Source organism: uncultured Corynebacterium sp. (genome assembly GCF_902782855.1).
Lineage (GTDB): Bacteria > Actinomycetota > Actinomycetes > Mycobacteriales > Mycobacteriaceae > Corynebacterium.
The window spans coordinates 1-16,536 of sequence record NZ_CACZOO010000008.1 but is presented as its reverse complement, the minus strand read 5'-3'; the positions used below and the strand labels follow the sequence as shown (position 1 = coordinate 16,536).

Genomic DNA, 16,536 nt, shown 5'->3' with positions numbered 1-16,536 from the left:
GGAACGACCCCGAACATCACGGTTCAATAACGCTGTCACCAGTGACGATACTTTCCGACACCGAAGCCTGCACGACCCCGGAGCTACGAAGCGCACTGAGCAGAGCGAGACCGTGTGATACTCATCACACCCAGTGGTCAGGCCACCGTGGCAGGCGCCCACCCGCCAGCAGGACGACCTCTAGAGTGGAACACCATGACCCCCTCCCCCGCCCGCGAGGATCTTCCGGGCATTCTGCTCCGGGCCCTCCGAGACTGTGTCATCGTCGACTGCGAGACCACGGGGCTGGATCCCGCCGTGGACCGCATCATCGAAGTCGCAGCCCTGCGGATACGTGTCGGACGACCCGTGGCCGTCTTCCACCGGCTCGTCGACCCCGGGAGACCGCTCCCCGGGATCATCGTCTCCCTGACCGGACTGACGGACGCCAGGGTGCGGGGAGCCCCGCCGGTCGAGGAGATCCTCGGTGATCTCTCTGAGTTCCTCGCAGGGCACACTGTCGTCGGTCACAACGTCGACTTCGACCTCGCGTTCATCAATGCCGAGATCAGCGGCGCGCACCGCGCGGCGAGGTCGGTGTCCCCCACCGTGTGCACCGCAGAATCTGCCCGCGCCCTCATTCCCCGTTCCCGGGTGGGCCGGTACAGCCTCACCACTCTGGCGGAGGTCCTCGCGCTCGACCACCGTCCCGTACACCGGTCAGTCTCCGATGTTCTCGCGACACTGGACCTCCTCCACCATCTTTGCACCGTCAGCGGCGCGGAGACCTCCGGCCCCACCGCGGCACACGATCCAGTCCTCACCGGGCGTGCTTTCCTTCCGGCGGAGTGACACGGCGATGAGACAGAGAAGAAGGACCCCGGGCCCACCTCGTTGGAGAGGTGGACCCGGGGTCCGTGTGACGCGGTGGAACCGCAGGGGGGAATACTAGGGGTTCGAGTGACCCTTGTCCTCGAGGGCGGCGCGGTTGGCCTCGTTGAGGCGGCGCAGCATCTCGATCTTCTCCTGCTCGTTGGCCTCCTCGATCTCGGAGACCTTGGAGACGATGTCCTCGGGATCCGGGCCGAAGAATCCGCCGCGACCGGGCTGGCCGGCGAAGCCGAGCTGGTTGAGCTTCTTCGGTACCTCTGCACCCGCGTACTCCAGCGGCACGGGGTGGCCGTGCTCGTCCACCGGGCCGAGCGGCTGGTGGACCTCGATGAAGCCACCGTTGGGCAGCTGGCGGATGGTGCCGGTCTCGATACCGTGTTCCAGCACCGCGCGGTCGGAGCGCTGGAGACCCAGGCAGATCCGGTAGGTGACGAAGTAGGCGATCGGGGGCAGCAGCAGGAAGCCGATACGACCGATCCAGGTCATGGCGTTCAGCGAGATCTGGAAGTGCAGCGCGAACAGGTCGTTACCACCGGAGAGGGTGAGGACGAAGTAGGCCATCATGGCCATGACACCCAGCGAGGTGCGGACCGGCACGTCACGCGGACGCTGCAGGAGGTTGTGGTGCGCGGAATCCTTGGTGAAGTGCTGCTCGATCCAGGGGTAGGCGAACAGCAGGACAACGAGGAGACCCAGCAGCAGCGCGACCCAGAAGACACCCGGAATCGTGTAGTTGCCGAGGTACAGCTCCCATGCCGGCATGATACGGGCCGCACCGTCAGTCCAGAGCATGTAGATGTCGGGCTGCGAGCCCGCGGAAACCTGCGACGGGTTGTACGGGCCCAGGTTCCAGATGGCGTTGATCTGGAACAGACCCGCCATCAGCGCGACGACACCGAAGGTGATCAGGCCGAAGGCCGCGGAGTGCACCGCGAAGACGGGGAGGATGCGGACACCGACGACGTTGCGCTCGGTACGGCCGGCACCCGGGAACTGGGTGTGCTTCTGGTACCAGACCAGGGCCAGGTGGGCGGCAATCAGGGCGAGCAGGATAGCCGGAATGAGAAGCACGTGCGCGATGTACAGGCGCGGGATGATGATGTCACCCGGGAAGTCACCGGCGAACATGATCCAGTGCAGCCAGGTACCGATGATCGGCAGACCGACCACGATGGCGGACATGATGCGCAGACCCACACCGGAGAGCAGGTCGTCCGGCAGGGAGTAACCCATGAAGCCCTCGGCGACGGACAGCAGCAGCAGGACGCAGCCGATGACCCAGTTCGCCTCACGCGGCTTGCGGAACGCACCGGTGAAGAAGATGCGCAGCATGTGGACCACGATGGACACGGCGAACAGCAGCGCAGCCCAGTGGTGGACCTGGCGGATGAACAACCCACCGCGGACCTCGAAGGAGATGTTCAGGGCCGTCTCGTAGGCACGGGACATCTCGACACCGTTGAGCGGTGCGTAGGCGCCGTCGTAGATGACCTTCGACATCGACGGGTCGAAGAACAGGGTGAGGTAGACACCCGAGAGAAGAAGAATGATGAAGGAGTACAGGGCGATCTCGCCGAGCATGAAGGACCAGTGGCTCGGGAACACCTTGTTGATCTGCCGACGGATGCCGGCGGCCATGGTGTACCGCTGGTCCATGTTGTCGGCAGCCATCGCAAGACGGGATGGTTTAGTGGATGTACTCATGACTTACGCTCCCAGAATGCCGGGCCAACCGGCTCAATGAAGTTCTTGTCGGCGTAGAGGTAACCGTCCGCGTCGACGTTGATCGACAGCTCCGGCAGAGCACGGGCTGCGGGACCGAATACCGGCTTGCCCCAGTGAAGCGCATCGAACTGCGACTGGTGACACGGGCAGAGGATACGGTTGGTCTGCTGCTCGTACAGGGACGTCGGGCAGCCGATGTGGGTGCAGATCTTCGAGTAGGCGTAGTAGTCGCCGTAGTGGAAGTCCTCCTGGCCGTCTCGCTGGATGGCCTTGAGCGCGTCCTCGTGACGTAGACGGATCAGCATCACGGCGTTACGCGGGCCGTGCACGGAGTGCATGTGCTCCTCGTAGACGTCGCGCTCGGGATCATAGTCATCGCCGTCATTCACCATGTCCTCAGAGAGCGGGAACACCGTCTCCATGGCGCCTGCGTCGAGGTCCTCCGGACGGACACGCACCAGGCGGTTGACGCCCTTCGTGGTGAAGTGCCCCTCTTCCTCCGAAGCGATGGCAGCGGTGTCGCGGCCCAGGTAGACCTTCTCACCGTGTTCGGTGAGTGTCCAGCCGGTGGTCCAGAGGGTACCGTCACCCTGGATTCCCATGGCCTTGGGCTTCCACGGGTTCTTGACGATACCGCCGAGCGGCAGGACGACAGCCAGACCCATGAGGGCGGCGCCGGTACCGGCCAGACCCATCATCACCTTACGGCGGCCGAGGGTGGAGGTCTTCCATGCGTCGTTCAGCAGAGCGGTGATCGTCTTACGGTCGACATCTTCGGACGGACCGTCGTGACGGGTCTGTACGGAGATCTCCTCGGGAACGAACTTCTTGGAGAACTGGACCGCGCCCACGCCGAGGCAGATGATCGAGAGGCCGGCGGTGACGCCGAGCAGCGGGGTGTACAGCGTGTACAGCCAGAGCCCGTCATCCTCCAGGTGCTTGTACTGCCACGGCCAGAAGAGGTAGACCGCCACGAAAGCGATGCCCAGGACAACGGACAGTGCGAACCACACGTTGATCCCGAAGGCGGCGCGCTTCTCAGCGGGGTCTCCCTCGACCGGGAACCGCTCCTTACGGTAGGCGACGGTGACGCCGTCGAGCTCGGTGCCGAGGCGGGCGAGCTCTTCCTCGCTCATCGCCTTGAGCTCGTCTGGGGTGTAAGTGCTCTTGATTTCACTCATGACCGGGTTCCAATCCACATTGCTCCGCCGATGAGCACGACGATGCCGACGATCCACATCAACATGCCCTCGGTGACCGGGCCGATACCGCCGAGACCGTAGCCGCCCTGGGACGGGGTCTCCTTCGCGGACTTGATGTACGCGATGATGTCCTTCTTCTCGTCGGCGGTGAGCTGACGGTCCGAGAACTTCGGCATGTTCTGGGGGCCGGTGAGCATGGCCTGGTAGATCTCCTGCTCGTTGGCGTTGTCCAGGACGGGTGCGTACTTACCGCCGGACAGGGCGCCACCGCGGCCGGTGAAGTTGTGGCAGGACGCGCAGTTCAACCGGAACAGATCCGAACCACGGGCGACATCCGCCGGGTCGATCTTTCCGTTGTCGTTGTTCGCGCCGCGGAGCGAGTCCATGGCGATCGAACCGTCCGCGTCCGTCACGATCCCGGGGCCACCGCCGTTGGCGTTGACGTAGGCCGCCAGCGCCAGGGTCTGCTGCTCGTTGAAGCGGGCGTCCTTGCGCTCAGCCTGGGCCTCGTTGCGCTTCATCGGCATGCGACCGGAGTGCACCTGGAAGTACACCGCTCCCTCACCGACACCGACCAGGGAGGGACCGCGGTCCTTGACACCCTGGAGGTTGGCGCCGTGGCAGGTGATGCACGCGACCTCGTAGATCTCCTTGCCCTGGCTGATCAGGGTCTCAGGGTCGACGTCGGCTGTCGCCTCCTGGGCGTCCGGGGTCACTGCCTGGGCGATCAGTCCCGCGCTGGAGAGGCCGAGCACGAGCGCGAGCGCTCCGGCGACGGTCCGGCGCAACTTGCGCCGGGGGCGGCGCGTCCTGCGTGTTGTGGATGCCTCAGGGGAGCCGGTCACGGGCTGCTCCCCCTCGGTCATGCTGTGGTTGGTATCCATCTTGTTCCCTTAACTCGTCATACGGAATGCGATGGGCTTAACGGCCGAGCGTCACACATCGGCCCGTTCGGCCTACTGGATGAAGTAAATCGTGATCCACAGGCCGATCCACACGACGTCGACGAAGTGCCAGTAGTAGGACACGACGACGGCTGCGGTGGCCTGGGCCGGGGTGAACTTGGACTTCGCGGTGCGGAGGAGCACCACGACGAAGGCCAGCACGCCGGCAAGGACGTGTGCGCCGTGGAAGCCGGTGGTGATGAAGAACACCGACCCGTAGACGCTGCCTCCGATCGTCGTCCCCTCGTGCACGAGGTTGAAGTACTCGTACCCCTGGCCCACGAGGAACACGGCGCCCAACACGACCGTGAGGGTGTACCACTTCCGGAGTCCGAAGACATCACCCCTCTCAGCCGCGAACACGCCCCACTGCGCCGTAAACGACGACGACACCAGAATAACGGTGATCAGTAGGGCGAAGGGCACGTTGAGGTGCGTCGGGTGGGACGGCCAGTCTCCACCCGAGTTCGCCTTCGACACGAAGTACATCGCGAAGAGTCCCGCGAAGAACATCAATTCCTGCGACAGGAACACAATCGTGCCGACGCTGACCATGTTCGGTCGGTTCAGCGTCGCAACACGTTGTGGTGCTGCCATACCTTGGTTTCCAACTGCGCTCGTCACGTCCACAAGTATGGCCTGTCCGCTCCCTGTAGTCGATTCGCGACCCCCCACAAACCCCGGTCTTCTGAGAAACCGCAGGTCAGGATTCACTGTTCGCTGGGAAATCACCACAAACGGGGTTAGCCGGGAACTTTTGGATGACCCCGTCCGACGCGATGTGTCCCCGCAGGTGAGCGACCCCTTCGTCGCGCCGCCGGGCCCTCGGCGGCCGGAGGTCGACACGTTCCGACCACCCCCGGAAGAGGGGGTAGGTGCCGCCCCCGCGACTGCGCTCCACCTGCCTTGCCGAAAGCTTATCCGACCGCCCACCGAAACACGGCCCCGACGCCCCACCCCATCCCCCGTCACCCGCCCCCACACCGGGCACGGGACAAGAGAATAGGATGGACCGGAGCACTGTCCGCGGTGCCACCCGACAACCACCGACCACCCGCCTGACACGTGTCAGGAGATAGAGAGAGACCTGATGGCTACTCCGGCCCACAGTCCGGACCACGTTCCCGCCCTCGGACAGGACAAGCTGCCAGCCAGCTACTTCACCTGGCCCGGCGTGCTCGACCGTATCGGTCGTCACGAGGAGCTGAGCGAGTCCCAGGTCGCATGGGCCGTCGGTCAGATCATGGCCGGGGACGCCACCGACTCCCAGATCGCCGCGTTCTCCTACGGTCTGCGGGTCAAGGGCATCACCGCCGCCGAGCTGTCCTCCGCCGCAAACACCATGCGGGAGTTCGCCACTCCGGTCGACTTCAGTGATATCGCCGACGCCGTCGACATTGTCGGCACCGGCGGCGACGGTCATCACACCGTCAACATCTCCACGATGGCGTCCTTCGTGGTCGCGGCAGCCGGTGTCACCGTCGTCAAGCACGGTAACCGTGCCGCTTCTTCACTGTGCGGCGGTGCGGACGTCCTCGAGTCGCTCGGCCTCGACATCGAGCGTGACCCCGAGACCATCCACGCCGACGCCCTGCGCACCAGGTTCGCGTTCATGTTCGCGAAGACCTACCACCCCGCCATGCGCTTCGCCGGCCCCGTCCGCTCCGAGCTCGGTGTTCCGACACTGTTCAACCTCCTCGGCCCGATGACCAACCCGGCGACCCCGAAGTACGCGCTCGTCGGCTGTGCCTTCCGTGACATGATGCCGATCATGGGTGGCGCCTTCGCCCACCAGGGTGTCCGTGCGCTCATCGTCCGCGGGCTCGACGGAATGGACGAGATCAGTGTTAGCGCCCCCACCGAGGTCGTCACCGTCGACAGTGAGGGCCGCACCGGAGAGTTCATGATCAACCCACGCACCTACGGCCTCGACATCTACGAGGAGGACGCCCTGCGCGGGGGCGACCCCGCATTCAACGCCGATATCGCCCGTCGTCTGATGGCCGGCGAGCTTGAGGGGGCGGTCAAGGACGCCGTCGTGATCAACGCCGCCGCGGCGCTCGCCGTCGTGAAGGGTTGGGAGGACTCGGATCTACGCACCGTGCTCACCGAACAGGTCGCAGTGGCCCGGGATGCCCTCGAGTCCGGTAAGGCAGAGCAGGCGATGGCGCAGATCATCGCAGGCTGATCCCGTACCACCGGAGACGGAAGCGGCCGGTCCACCCGAGGGTGGACCGGCCGCTGCTCTCTGCGTCCGGACGGGGAAAGACTAGTCCTTCTCGGGCGGGAGACCGTACTGCAGGTTCAGCATCACGGTCGACCAGATGAGCATCACAGCGCCCAAGAGGATCAGCCAGATGTGGAAGAAGGAGATGCCGTAGCCCATGAGCATGATGGCGAACGCCATCAGGAAAGGCCAGCCGGAGCTCGCGGAGAAGAAACCGAGCACGCCGGCACCGTCCTCGATCTCGGCCTGCTCCCAGTCCTTCGGCTCAATGTCCGTCTTGTTGCTGGTGAGGTGGAAGTAGCCACCCAGGAAGAGGCACAGCAGGGTGGCGAGCACCATGCCGGTGCCACCGGCCCACTCAATGCCCTGTACGTTTCCGTTGTCACTCAGCTTCGAGGTGGCGAAGAAGTACAGGACCGTCATGATGACCAGGAATGTCGCCAGGCCGTACATCAACTTGGCTGTCTGCCGCATTGTTCTCTCCTTTGGAGTTCGGACCGCTTACGCGGCCTCGTCGCCGATGTAGTTGTCGCCGTCGACCGAGCGGGTACCGGCACGGTCCGGGAGGAAGGGCCTGGTACTGGTGGCGTAGGGGGCCTCACCGATCTCAGTCAGCGCGTCGGCGTTGGTGGCGGTGGGGTTGGCCTTCCGGAACTCAAGGTACTTCGTGAAGGCCTCCGGGGAGACGGTACGGATCTCGAAGTTCATCATCGCGTGGTAGGTACCGCACATCTCGGCGCAACGGCCGACAAATGCTCCCTCTTCCTCGATGCCCTCGATCTGGAACCGCCGCTCCTGGTGGTTCTTCTCCGGGTGCGGCATGGCGTCGCGCTTGAAGAGGAACTCAGGGACCCAGAAGGAGTGGATCACGTCGGAGGACGCCAGGTTGAACTCGATCGGGGTATCGGTCGGCAGGACCAGGACCGGGACCTCCTCAGAGGTTCCCACGGTCTCGATCTTGTCGTAGTTGAGGTAGGAGTAGTCCTCGGACGAGCCACCGTGGATCGGTCCGACGAGTTCACCTTCCTCATCACGCTCGGTCGGCTGGGAGAGCAGGTCGGCGTCCGCCGTCCGGTCCTCGTCCTTGCCGACGTAGTCGGTGCCGTTACCGGTCAGGTTGCCCTTGACCTCGCCGTAGCCGAACTTCCAGTTCCACTGGAAGGCGGTCACGTCGACGGTGACTTCAGGGTTCTTGTCCATCGCGGTGACCTCGTCCTGGGTCTGCACCGTGAAGAAGAACAGCGCCATGACGATGAGGACCGGAATCGCTGTCAAGGTCAGCTCAAGGTTGACGTTGTAGGCGGTCTGGCGCGGGAACTCCCCCTTACCGGCCTTCTTGGCACGGTTGGCGCCGTCCCGGAAGATCACGACGAACATCAGGACCCACATGATGATGCCGATGATCCAGGCGGCGACCCAGGTCCAGACCCAGAAGTTGCCCATCGACTTGGACTCCGGAGTGATGCCGTCCGGCCAGCCCATGCGCAAGGCATGGAAGAAACCGTTGTCAGGGGGGGTGGCGTCGCAGCCGGCAAGGGCCAGGGCACCGAGTCCCAGAGCACCGGCCAATCCCAGCTTGCGGGCCATACCGTGAACTTTTCGCTGTTCCACGCGAGTATGCCTTCCTCAATCACACGTCGTGTTCACCGGATATTGTGCGGGTGTCACCTGCAGAGGACCGCCCGTACATTCCGTATCACTGAACGACAATAGTGCATCCGCCCGCGGCAGCCAGCATCTAGGCCTCAGTCACCCAGTACACCGGCCCTATTCGGGGTTGACCATACGGCTACCCCTGTCCCCCGCCCCGTCCCCGTCCACCCCGGGGCCGGCGACTTCCGTGTGCGGGGCGCGTCCCTAGTATCGTTGTCTCCCGTACCCGCGGCCGGGCGGCGCAGCGTCCCCGCGACGCCTCCCGCCGGACCGCCTCCCCTACCTGTATGGAGATGACCTCTACAGCTCATGTGTGGACTTCTTGGAATTCTCACCGCCCTCGGCGACGCGCCCCGGTTCGTCGACCCCGTGGCCCACGCCCTGCCCTGCATGCGTCATCGCGGCCCTGACGAGGACGGGACCTGGAACGACGCTGATGTCGTCTTCGGCTTCAACCGACTGTCCATCATCGACCTGGAGCACTCCCATCAGCCGCTGCAGTGGGGACCGGAGGGGCAGCCGGCCCGGTACTCGATGACGTTCAACGGTGAGATCTACAACTACGTGGAGCTGCGGGAGGAGCTGCAGGCCGCCGGTTATTCGTTCAACACCTCCGGTGACTCCGAGACCATCGTCGTCGGCTACCACCACTGGGGCGAGGACGTCGTGAACCACCTCCGCGGCATGTTCGCCTTCGCCGTGTGGGACGCCGCCGAGCGCACGATGTTCCTGGCCCGTGACCCCTTCGGCATCAAACCGCTGTTCTACGCGAGCACCGCCGCCGGCACCGTCTTCGGGAGTGAGAAAAAGTCGATCCTGGACATGGCTGACGCCATTGGTCTGGACAAGAGCCTTGACGACCGGGCGATCGTGCATTACACGGACCTCCAGTACGTGCCGGAGCCGGAGACTCTCCACGCCGGGATCCGACGCCTGGAATCCGGCTGCACCGCCACACTGCGTCCAGGTGGGGAGCTGAGGGCCACCCGCTACTTCCGCCCGGACTTCACTTCGGTACCGGTGCCCGCCGGCACCGAGGACGCCCTGTTCCGGAGGATCGCCGACGCCCTGCAGGACTCGGTGGCCAAGCACATGCGGGCCGACGTCACCGTGGGTTCGTTCCTCTCCGGCGGTATCGACTCCACCGCCATCGCCGCACTGGCCAAGCAGCACAACCCGGACCTCATCACCTTCACCACCGGCTTCGAACGTGAGGGCTACTCCGAGGTTGACGTGGCCGCGGAGTCCGCCGAGGCGATCGGCGTCGAGCACGTCGTCAAGGTCGTCTCTCCCGAGGAGTTCGCCGCCGCGGTACCGAAGATCATCTGGTACCTCGACGACCCGGTCGCCGACCCCGCCCTGGTGCCCCTGTACTTCGTGGCTGCGGAGGCCCGCAAGCACGTGAAGGTCGTCCTGTCCGGCGAGGGAGCCGATGAGCTCTTCGGCGGCTACACCATCTACAAGGAGCCGCTGTCGCTGGCGCCGTTCGACAAAGTGCCGTCCCCGATCAGGAAGGTGCTCCACAAGATCGGTGCCGCCCTGCCCGACGGTCAGCGCGGCAAGTCACTGCTCCTGCGCGGCACCACCCCGATGGAGGAGCGTTACTACGGAAACGCCCGGTCCTTCAGCTACGAGCAGTTGGAGCGCGTCCTGAAGATCGCGCGCCCCGAGTGGGACCACCGTGAGGTGACCGCCCCGATCTACGCACAGTCGCGGAACTTCGACCCGGTGGCCAGGATGCAGCACCTGGACCTGTTCACCTGGATGCGTGGCGACATCCTCGTCAAGGCAGACAAGATCACCATGGCTAACTCCCTGGAGCTGCGCGTCCCGTTCCTGGACAGGGTCGTCTTCGATGTCGCCCGGACCATTCCCTACGACCTCAAGATCAGTCACGGCACGACGAAGTACGCTCTGCGCCGCGCCATGGAGCTCATCGTGCCCCCGCACGTGATCAACCGGAAGAAGCTGGGCTTCCCGGTGCCGATCCGGCACTGGCTCGCCGGTCCCGAGCTCTACGACTGGGCCCGCAGCATCATCGAGGAATCGCAGACCGAGAACATCTTCAACAAGGCCGAGGTTCTCGCTATGCTCGACGAGCACCGTGTCTCGATGACCTCCGGCCACGGTCCTGACCACTCCCGCCGGCTGTGGACCGTCATCGCCTTCATGATCTGGCACGGCATCTTCGTCGAGAACCGGATCCACCCGGAGATCGACGAGCGGGACTACCCCGTCCACATCTAGGATGCCGCGGGGTCGGCCGAGGGACGCCGCCCCTCCCCGGTGCTGCCCGGACACAGCTGTGCCCCGCAGGGTGGTGGATGTCCGTCATTCCACTCTGCGGGGGCACACCTCTTCCCGTCCCGTCTCCACGGGACCGGAACTCCGCCGGGTCAGCTGAAGGAGTCGCCGCAGGCGCAGGACCCCGAGGCGTTCGGGTTGTCGATCGTGAAACCCTGGGACTCGATCGTGTCGGCGAAATCGATGGTCGCACCGGTGAGGTACGGTGCCGACATCTTGTCCACGACGAGATCCACACCCTCGAAATGATCGACGTGGTCGCCGTCCAGGGTGCGGTCGTCGAAGAAGAGCTGGTAGCGCAGTCCGGCGCAACCGCCCGGCTGCACGGCGATGCGCAGGGACAGGTCGTCGCGGCCCTCCTGTGCCAGCAGGGCTGCTGCCTTCGCGGCGGCTGCACCGGTCACTTCGACGCCGGTGGTCTTCTCGGGGGCGGTCATCTGTTCCTCCTCGGTGTTGCGGAATGTCTGTCAGGCTACCCCCGTCCAACCGACAATTCCACCGGGATATTCCCGTGCCGCACTCCCCAACGACAGACCTCGTTGGGACGCGGCCCCGGCTGTGCTCTAGCCTGTGGGATGTGAAACTGCCCTGGAACAAAGATGCCGACACCCCCGGCGACGCGGGTGACGCCGCCACCACCAATGAGGCCCCCGGCGCCGTCCCGGATCCGACCGAGGACGCTGCCCTCCCCAAGGGCCACACCCCGAAGAAGGGGCGCCCGACCCCCCGACGCAATGACGTCGAGCGGCAGGCCGGTACCCGCCGTGCGCACTACGACGCACCCCTGACCCCCAAGGAGGCCAGGGAGCGCCGCAAAGCCGAGAAGGCCTCTATGACGAAGGAGGAGTTCAAGGAGAAGAAGCGGCGTCAGCGCGAGGAGTCGGCCTCCGCCCGGAAGAAGGCCAACGAGCGGATGATGGCCGGTGACCCGAACTACCTCCTTCCCCGTGACCAGGGCAGGGAAAAGCTCTTCGTTCGAAACTACGTGGACGCCCACCGTTACGCGATGAACATGTTCCTCCCGATCGCCCTCATCGTGGTGCTGGTCATGATCGTCGGCATGCAGGCGCCGGAACTCGCCAACCTCGTCTCCCTGGTGATGCTCTTCGTCATCGTCCTGCTGATCATCGAGGGTTACGTCCTCGGCCGCAAGGTCAACAAGCTCGTCGACGAACGCTTCCCCGAGCGTGCCTTCGGCCGCTGGACCATCGGGTTCTACGCCTTCACCCGCGCCACCATGGTCCGCCGGATGCGCACCCCTGCACCGCAGGTCAACATCGGGGACCCGGTCTAGGGGTCGAGGGAGATGTCCGCCACGGCTCCGACCGCACTGTTGCCCGCCCTGGCCGCCTGGGCCACGGACACCGGCCTCCCGGCGTCTTTCGCCGCGGACGCCTCCATGCGTAGCCCCGAGATGCTGCTCGTCACCGATGACCCCGCGGTGGAGTCTGGCATCGCTACCGGCACGTCCCGACCGGCAGGACTCGCGGGAACGGTCGACGTCGACATCCTGGCCCATGTCCTCCCCCCGGTCGACACAGTCGGTCTGACCCCTCAGGAGGTCGGGGACCTTCGTGACTCCGGAGTGTCGCTGGTGGACCACGCGGTCGATTCCGGCGTCCCGCTGCTGCTGCTCGGTGGCACGGGCGCATCCGGAGCCACGGAGATCGCGGTGTCCGCGGTCACCGCCACGATCTGCCGGAAGGAACCGGTCACCGTCGTGCACCACGGGATCGGCGCAGATGTCGCCGTGTGGCGGACCACCGTGACCGCGGTGCGGGACGCCATGTTCAGGGCCCGCGACTACCGCGACGGTCCATGGGACGCGGGGTCGGTCCGCGAGATTCTCCGGATTCTCGGGACCCCCGGACTGGCAGTGATGGTCGGCGTCCTCACCCGGGCTGCGGCACGTCGCACCCCGGTCATCCTCGACGGTGCGGACACCCTTACCGCGGCCCTGCTGGCGGACGCGGCCGTCCCCGGCGCTTCGCGCTGGTGGCTGGTACCCCATCTTCCCCCGGCCCCGGCCGCGCACCTCGCCGTGGAGCGTCTCGGCCTCTCCCCCATGGTGGACCGGGACCTCGGCATCGGCAGCGGGGCGGGCCTGGTGGCCCTGCCGCTGCTGCGCATCGCCGTCGACTGTCTCTGACTACTTCGCGGAAATCAGCTCGTAGTTCCAGCCGTGGGTGTCTGCCACGGCGCCTCGCTGGATACCGGTGAGGTGCTCGCGCAGCTTCATGGTGATCGTGCCGGAGACCCCACCGTTGATCTGGAATTCCCCGTCCTTGTCCTTGACGGTTCCCACGGGCGTGATCACCGCGGCGGTGCCGCAGGCGAAGGCCTCCGACATGGCTCCCGAGGTGGCGGCGTCCTTCCAGTCCCGGACGCTGAAGCGCTTCTCAGTGACCTTCAGGCCCTCGTCGGCGGCGACAGTGAGCAGGGAGTCACGGGTGACGCCAGCGAGCAGTGAGCCGGACAGGGCCGGGGTGACGAGCTCGGCGTCCGCGCCGGTACCGAAGATGAAGGCGAGGTTCATACCGCCCATCTCCTCGATGTACTTCCGCTCGATGGCGTCGAGCCAGACGACCTGGTCACAGCCCTGCTCCTCGGCGTGAGCCTGGGCGACCAGCGACCCGGCGTAGTTTCCGGCGAACTTCGCTGCACCGGTGCCGCCCGGGGCCGCCCGGACGTACTCGGTCGACAGCCACACGCTGACCGGCTTCACACCGCCGGCGAAGTAGGCACCGGCGGGCGAGGCGATGACGTAGAAGGAGTAGCTGTCCGCCGGGTGAACACCCAGGCCGACCTCGCGGGAGATCATGAAGGGACGCAGGTACAGTGCCTCTTCCCCACCGGCGGCCGGAACCCACGCTTCATCGACCTCGACGATCTGACGCAGAGACTCGAGGAACAGGTCCGCGGGGAGCTCCGGCATGGCGAGTCGCTCGGCCGACGCAGCGAAGCGGGCTGCGTTCCTCTCCGGGCGGAAGGTGACCACCGATCCGTCGTCGTGGCGGTAGGCCTTCAACCCCTCGAAGATGGCCTGACCGTAGTGCAGGACCGAGGACGCCGGGTCCATGCTGATCGGACCGTAGGGGACGACGCGGGCATCGTGCCAGCCCTTGTCCCTGGTCCAGTCGATGACGACCATGTGGTCGGTGAAGTAGTTGCCGAAACCCGGACCGGTGAGGATCTGCTCGATCTTCTCCGCCGGGGTCGGAGTGGTGGTGAGATTGCGGGTGAACTCAAGGGAAGCTGGCATGCACTGTATCCTAGACCCGGAAAGGACCTGCGGTGGAGCCACCCCCGCACCCTCGACGACCAGCAGCGGAGAAACCCCATGACGTCCGGAATCCAGTCGATATCCCCGACCATCGCCCGTGGTGCTGTGCCGGGTCTGCACCTGTGCACCGACACTGATCTGCCGCCGTCCGACGTAGTCGTCGTCCCGGTGGTGACCGGGGCATCGGGACCGCAGATTCCGGTGGCGCACCGGCTCGGGGAGGTGGTCCAGGTGGCTCTGTGGAAGTCGGCGGTGGAGACGGGTGTGACCGGGGCTGTCGCGGAGACCGGGCTGCTGGCGGTTCCCGAGGGGGTGCCCGCTTCCCTGGTGCTCGCGGTGGGGCTCGGCCGAGCTGACGGTCTGTGCTCCGAGACCGTTCGGCGGGCGGCCGGGTCAGCGTCCCGGGCGCTGGCGGATCTGGCTGCGGAGACCGGTGACGTCACCGCCGTCAGCCTGCTCGGCGACCTGTCCACTGACCTGCCCGGAGTCGTCGACGCCACCGCAGCTGCAGTGGAGGGTCACGCGCTCGGCGGGTACCGCTACACCGGTCAACGTCGTCCCGGTGACGGCGGCCGCCTCCGGTCGGTGACGGTCGTCGCACCCGATCTGCAGGACGCGCCCGCCGTCTTCAGCCGGGCCTGCACCGTCGTCGAAGCGGTGGCCTGTACCCGTGACCTCGTCAACGCGCCCGCCTCAGTGCTCACCCCGGACGCCTACGCACGTGTCATCGCCGATCTCGCGGAACGGTCCGGCGTGACCGTCGAGATCCTCGCCGAGCGGGAGCTCGCGGACCGGGGATTCGGCGGGCTGACCGCGGTGGGGCGGGGTTCCGCCCATCCGCCCCGTCTGGTGCGGATGCACTACCTGCCGGAGGTTGCCGACCGGCCGAAGGTCGCGCTGGTGGGAAAGGGGGTGACCTTCGACGCCGGCGGTATCTCGTTGAAGAAGCCCGCGGGCATGGACACGATGATCTCCGACATGGGCGGCTCGGCCGCTGTTGTCGCGACCGTCCTCGCTGCCGCGGAACTGGAGTTGCCGGTGGAGGTCACCGCGACGGTCCCGTTGGTGGAGAACATGCCCGACGGTGACGCCCTGCGCCCCGGTGACATCGTGCACCACTACGGCGGAACCACTTCGGAGATCCTCAACACGGATGCCGAGGGGCGTCTGATCCTCGCCGATGCGCTCGCCCGGGCTGTCGAGGACGACCCCGATCTGCTGGTCGATGCCGCGACCCTGACCGGCGCCCAGGTGGCGACATTGGGCGACCGCATCACCGCAGTGATGGGGACACCGTCATTGCGGGACCGGATCGTCGAGCACGGCCGGCGCACCGGCGAGGCCGCCTGGCCTATGCCGCTGCCCGCGGAGATCGCCACGGACATCCGGTCGGACGTCGCCGATGTGCGCAACACCGGTAGCTCCCGCTGGGGTGCGATGGCCGCCGCCGGACAGTACCTGGCCCACGTGATACCGGTCGGGCTCGACTGGGCGCACCTGGACATCGCCGGACCAGCCTGGAACTCCGGTGCCGCCCGCGGCTACACCCCGGGGAGAGCTACCGGTGTCCCGGTGCGGACCCTGATCTCGTTCCTCGGGGAGGTCTCGGAGCGACCCACCCGACAATGACCGCCGCCCGGCGGCTCCGTCAGGGGGGCTCCGGAGCCCTCGCTCCGCCCGGGAAGACCAGTCGATGTACTATTCGGACAGAGACCACATCTGTATTTTTTCGTCATTTAGGAGCTTCAACACCATGGCGTACTCCGTCGAAATGCCCGAACTGGGCGAGTCCGTGACCGAAGGCACTGTGACCCAGTGGCTGAAGAAGGTCGGCGACACCGTCGCCGTGGATGAGCCGCTGCTGGAAGTCTCCACCGACAAGGTCGACACCGAGATCCCCTCCCCGGCCGCAGGTGTGCTGCTTGAGATCCGCGCCGAGGAGGATGACACTGTCGACGTCGGCGCCGTCATCGCCGTGATCGGTGAGGCGGGCGAGAGCACCGGGGCCACCGCAGAGGCAACTACGGAGCCCGCCCCCGAGCCCACCCCCGAGGCGGAGCCTGCGGCTGCAGCTGATTCGGTTGAGGCAGTTCCGGCGGCGCAGCAGCCTGCCGCCTCCGGCGACGCCACCGACGTCACCATGCCCGAACTGGGCGAATCCGTGACCGAGGGCACCGTCACCAACTGGCTCAAGAAGGTCGGCGACACCGTCGCCGTCGATGAGCCGCTGCTGGAGGTCTCCACCGACAAGGTCGACACCGAGGTCCCCTCCCCCGTCGCAGGCACCCTCGTCGAGATCCTCGCCGACGAGGACGACACCGTCGATGT

15 protein-coding genes are annotated in these 16,536 nt (G+C 66.1%); 7 read left to right on the top strand and 8 right to left on the bottom strand.

From position 1 onward, the window contains the following. Positions 1-195 precede the first annotated feature (195 nt). Positions 196-831: a PolC-type DNA polymerase III gene (locus tag QZV72_RS00360; protein WP_297003918.1), complete on the top strand. Its 636-nt coding sequence runs from the start codon at positions 196-198 to the stop codon at positions 829-831. A 96-nt stretch (positions 832-927) separates the two neighbouring features. Here QZV72_RS00360 and QZV72_RS00355 read toward each other — a convergent pair whose 3' ends face one another. The 4 genes from QZV72_RS00355 to QZV72_RS00340 all read right to left on the bottom strand — a co-directional run bounded on the left by QZV72_RS00355 (position 928) and on the right by QZV72_RS00340 (position 5,365). Next, positions 928-2,574 (bottom strand): cytochrome bc complex cytochrome b subunit, encoded by a 1,647-nt coding sequence (locus tag QZV72_RS00355; RefSeq protein WP_297003917.1) that lies wholly within the window; start codon positions 2,572-2,574, stop codon positions 928-930. Further along, positions 2,571-3,776 carry a ubiquinol-cytochrome c reductase iron-sulfur subunit gene (locus tag QZV72_RS00350; RefSeq protein ID WP_297003916.1) on the bottom strand — a complete coding sequence of 402 codons (1,206 nt, stop codon included), beginning with the start codon at positions 3,774-3,776 and terminating at the stop codon, positions 2,571-2,573. Before QZV72_RS00350 ends, QZV72_RS00355 begins: the two co-directional genes overlap by 4 nt. Beyond that, positions 3,773-4,681, bottom strand: coding sequence for a cytochrome c (locus QZV72_RS00345; RefSeq protein ID WP_297003915.1), 909 nt, complete (start codon positions 4,679-4,681; stop codon positions 3,773-3,775). The genes QZV72_RS00350 and QZV72_RS00345 overlap by 4 nt, the downstream gene beginning before the upstream one ends. Before the next feature lie 72 nt (positions 4,682-4,753). Continuing rightward, entirely contained in the window at positions 4,754-5,365 is a 612-nt protein-coding gene (locus QZV72_RS00340; protein WP_297003914.1) for a heme-copper oxidase subunit III, read from the bottom strand. 466 nt (positions 5,366-5,831) lie between these two features. On the opposite strand from QZV72_RS00340, the gene trpD reads away from it, so the two are divergent. Then, positions 5,832-6,929 carry an anthranilate phosphoribosyltransferase gene (gene trpD, locus QZV72_RS00335; protein WP_297003913.1) on the top strand — a complete coding sequence of 366 codons (1,098 nt, stop codon included), beginning with the start codon at positions 5,832-5,834 and terminating at the stop codon, positions 6,927-6,929. An 81-nt stretch (positions 6,930-7,010) separates the two neighbouring features. Here the strand turns inward: trpD and QZV72_RS00330 are convergent, their stop codons facing one another. After that, complete coding sequence (locus QZV72_RS00330) at positions 7,011-7,442, bottom strand: cytochrome c oxidase subunit 4 (RefSeq protein ID WP_297003912.1); 432 nt, start codon at positions 7,440-7,442, stop codon at positions 7,011-7,013. A gap of 27 nt (positions 7,443-7,469) precedes the next feature. Continuing rightward, positions 7,470-8,579, bottom strand: a complete 1,110-nt coding sequence (locus QZV72_RS00325; RefSeq protein WP_297003911.1) for a cytochrome c oxidase subunit II — start codon at positions 8,577-8,579, stop codon at positions 7,470-7,472. Between the two features lie 351 nt (positions 8,580-8,930). On the opposite strand from QZV72_RS00325, the gene asnB reads away from it, so the two are divergent. Next, positions 8,931-10,868 (top strand): asparagine synthase (glutamine-hydrolyzing), encoded by a 1,938-nt coding sequence (asnB, locus tag QZV72_RS00320; RefSeq protein WP_297003910.1) that lies wholly within the window; start codon positions 8,931-8,933, stop codon positions 10,866-10,868. 149 nt (positions 10,869-11,017) lie between these two features. Here the strand turns inward: asnB and QZV72_RS00315 are convergent, their stop codons facing one another. Next, positions 11,018-11,362, bottom strand: coding sequence for an iron-sulfur cluster assembly accessory protein (locus QZV72_RS00315; RefSeq protein ID WP_297003909.1), 345 nt, complete (start codon positions 11,360-11,362; stop codon positions 11,018-11,020). A 140-nt stretch (positions 11,363-11,502) separates the two neighbouring features. Here QZV72_RS00315 and QZV72_RS00310 point away from each other — a divergent pair, with 140 nt between their 5' ends. Continuing rightward, positions 11,503-12,219 (top strand): DUF3043 domain-containing protein, encoded by a 717-nt coding sequence (locus QZV72_RS00310; protein WP_297003908.1) that lies wholly within the window; start codon positions 11,503-11,505, stop codon positions 12,217-12,219. 12 nt (positions 12,220-12,231) lie between these two features. Continuing rightward, positions 12,232-13,074, top strand: coding sequence for a nicotinate-nucleotide--dimethylbenzimidazole phosphoribosyltransferase (locus tag QZV72_RS00305; protein ID WP_297003907.1), 843 nt, complete (start codon positions 12,232-12,234; stop codon positions 13,072-13,074). On the opposite strand, the gene QZV72_RS00300 is transcribed toward QZV72_RS00305, so the two are convergent. Next, positions 13,075-14,187, bottom strand: coding sequence for a branched-chain amino acid aminotransferase (locus tag QZV72_RS00300; RefSeq protein ID WP_297003906.1), 1,113 nt, complete (start codon positions 14,185-14,187; stop codon positions 13,075-13,077). Between the two features lie 78 nt (positions 14,188-14,265). On the opposite strand from QZV72_RS00300, the gene QZV72_RS00295 reads away from it, so the two are divergent. Together QZV72_RS00295 and QZV72_RS00290 are read left to right on the top strand one after the other, a co-directional pair. Next, complete coding sequence (locus tag QZV72_RS00295) at positions 14,266-15,837, top strand: leucyl aminopeptidase (protein ID WP_297003905.1); 1,572 nt, start codon at positions 14,266-14,268, stop codon at positions 15,835-15,837. A 124-nt stretch (positions 15,838-15,961) separates the two neighbouring features. Further along, positions 15,962-16,536: biotin/lipoyl-containing protein (locus QZV72_RS00290; protein WP_297003904.1), on the top strand; the 575-nt coding region annotated here is incomplete at its 3' end.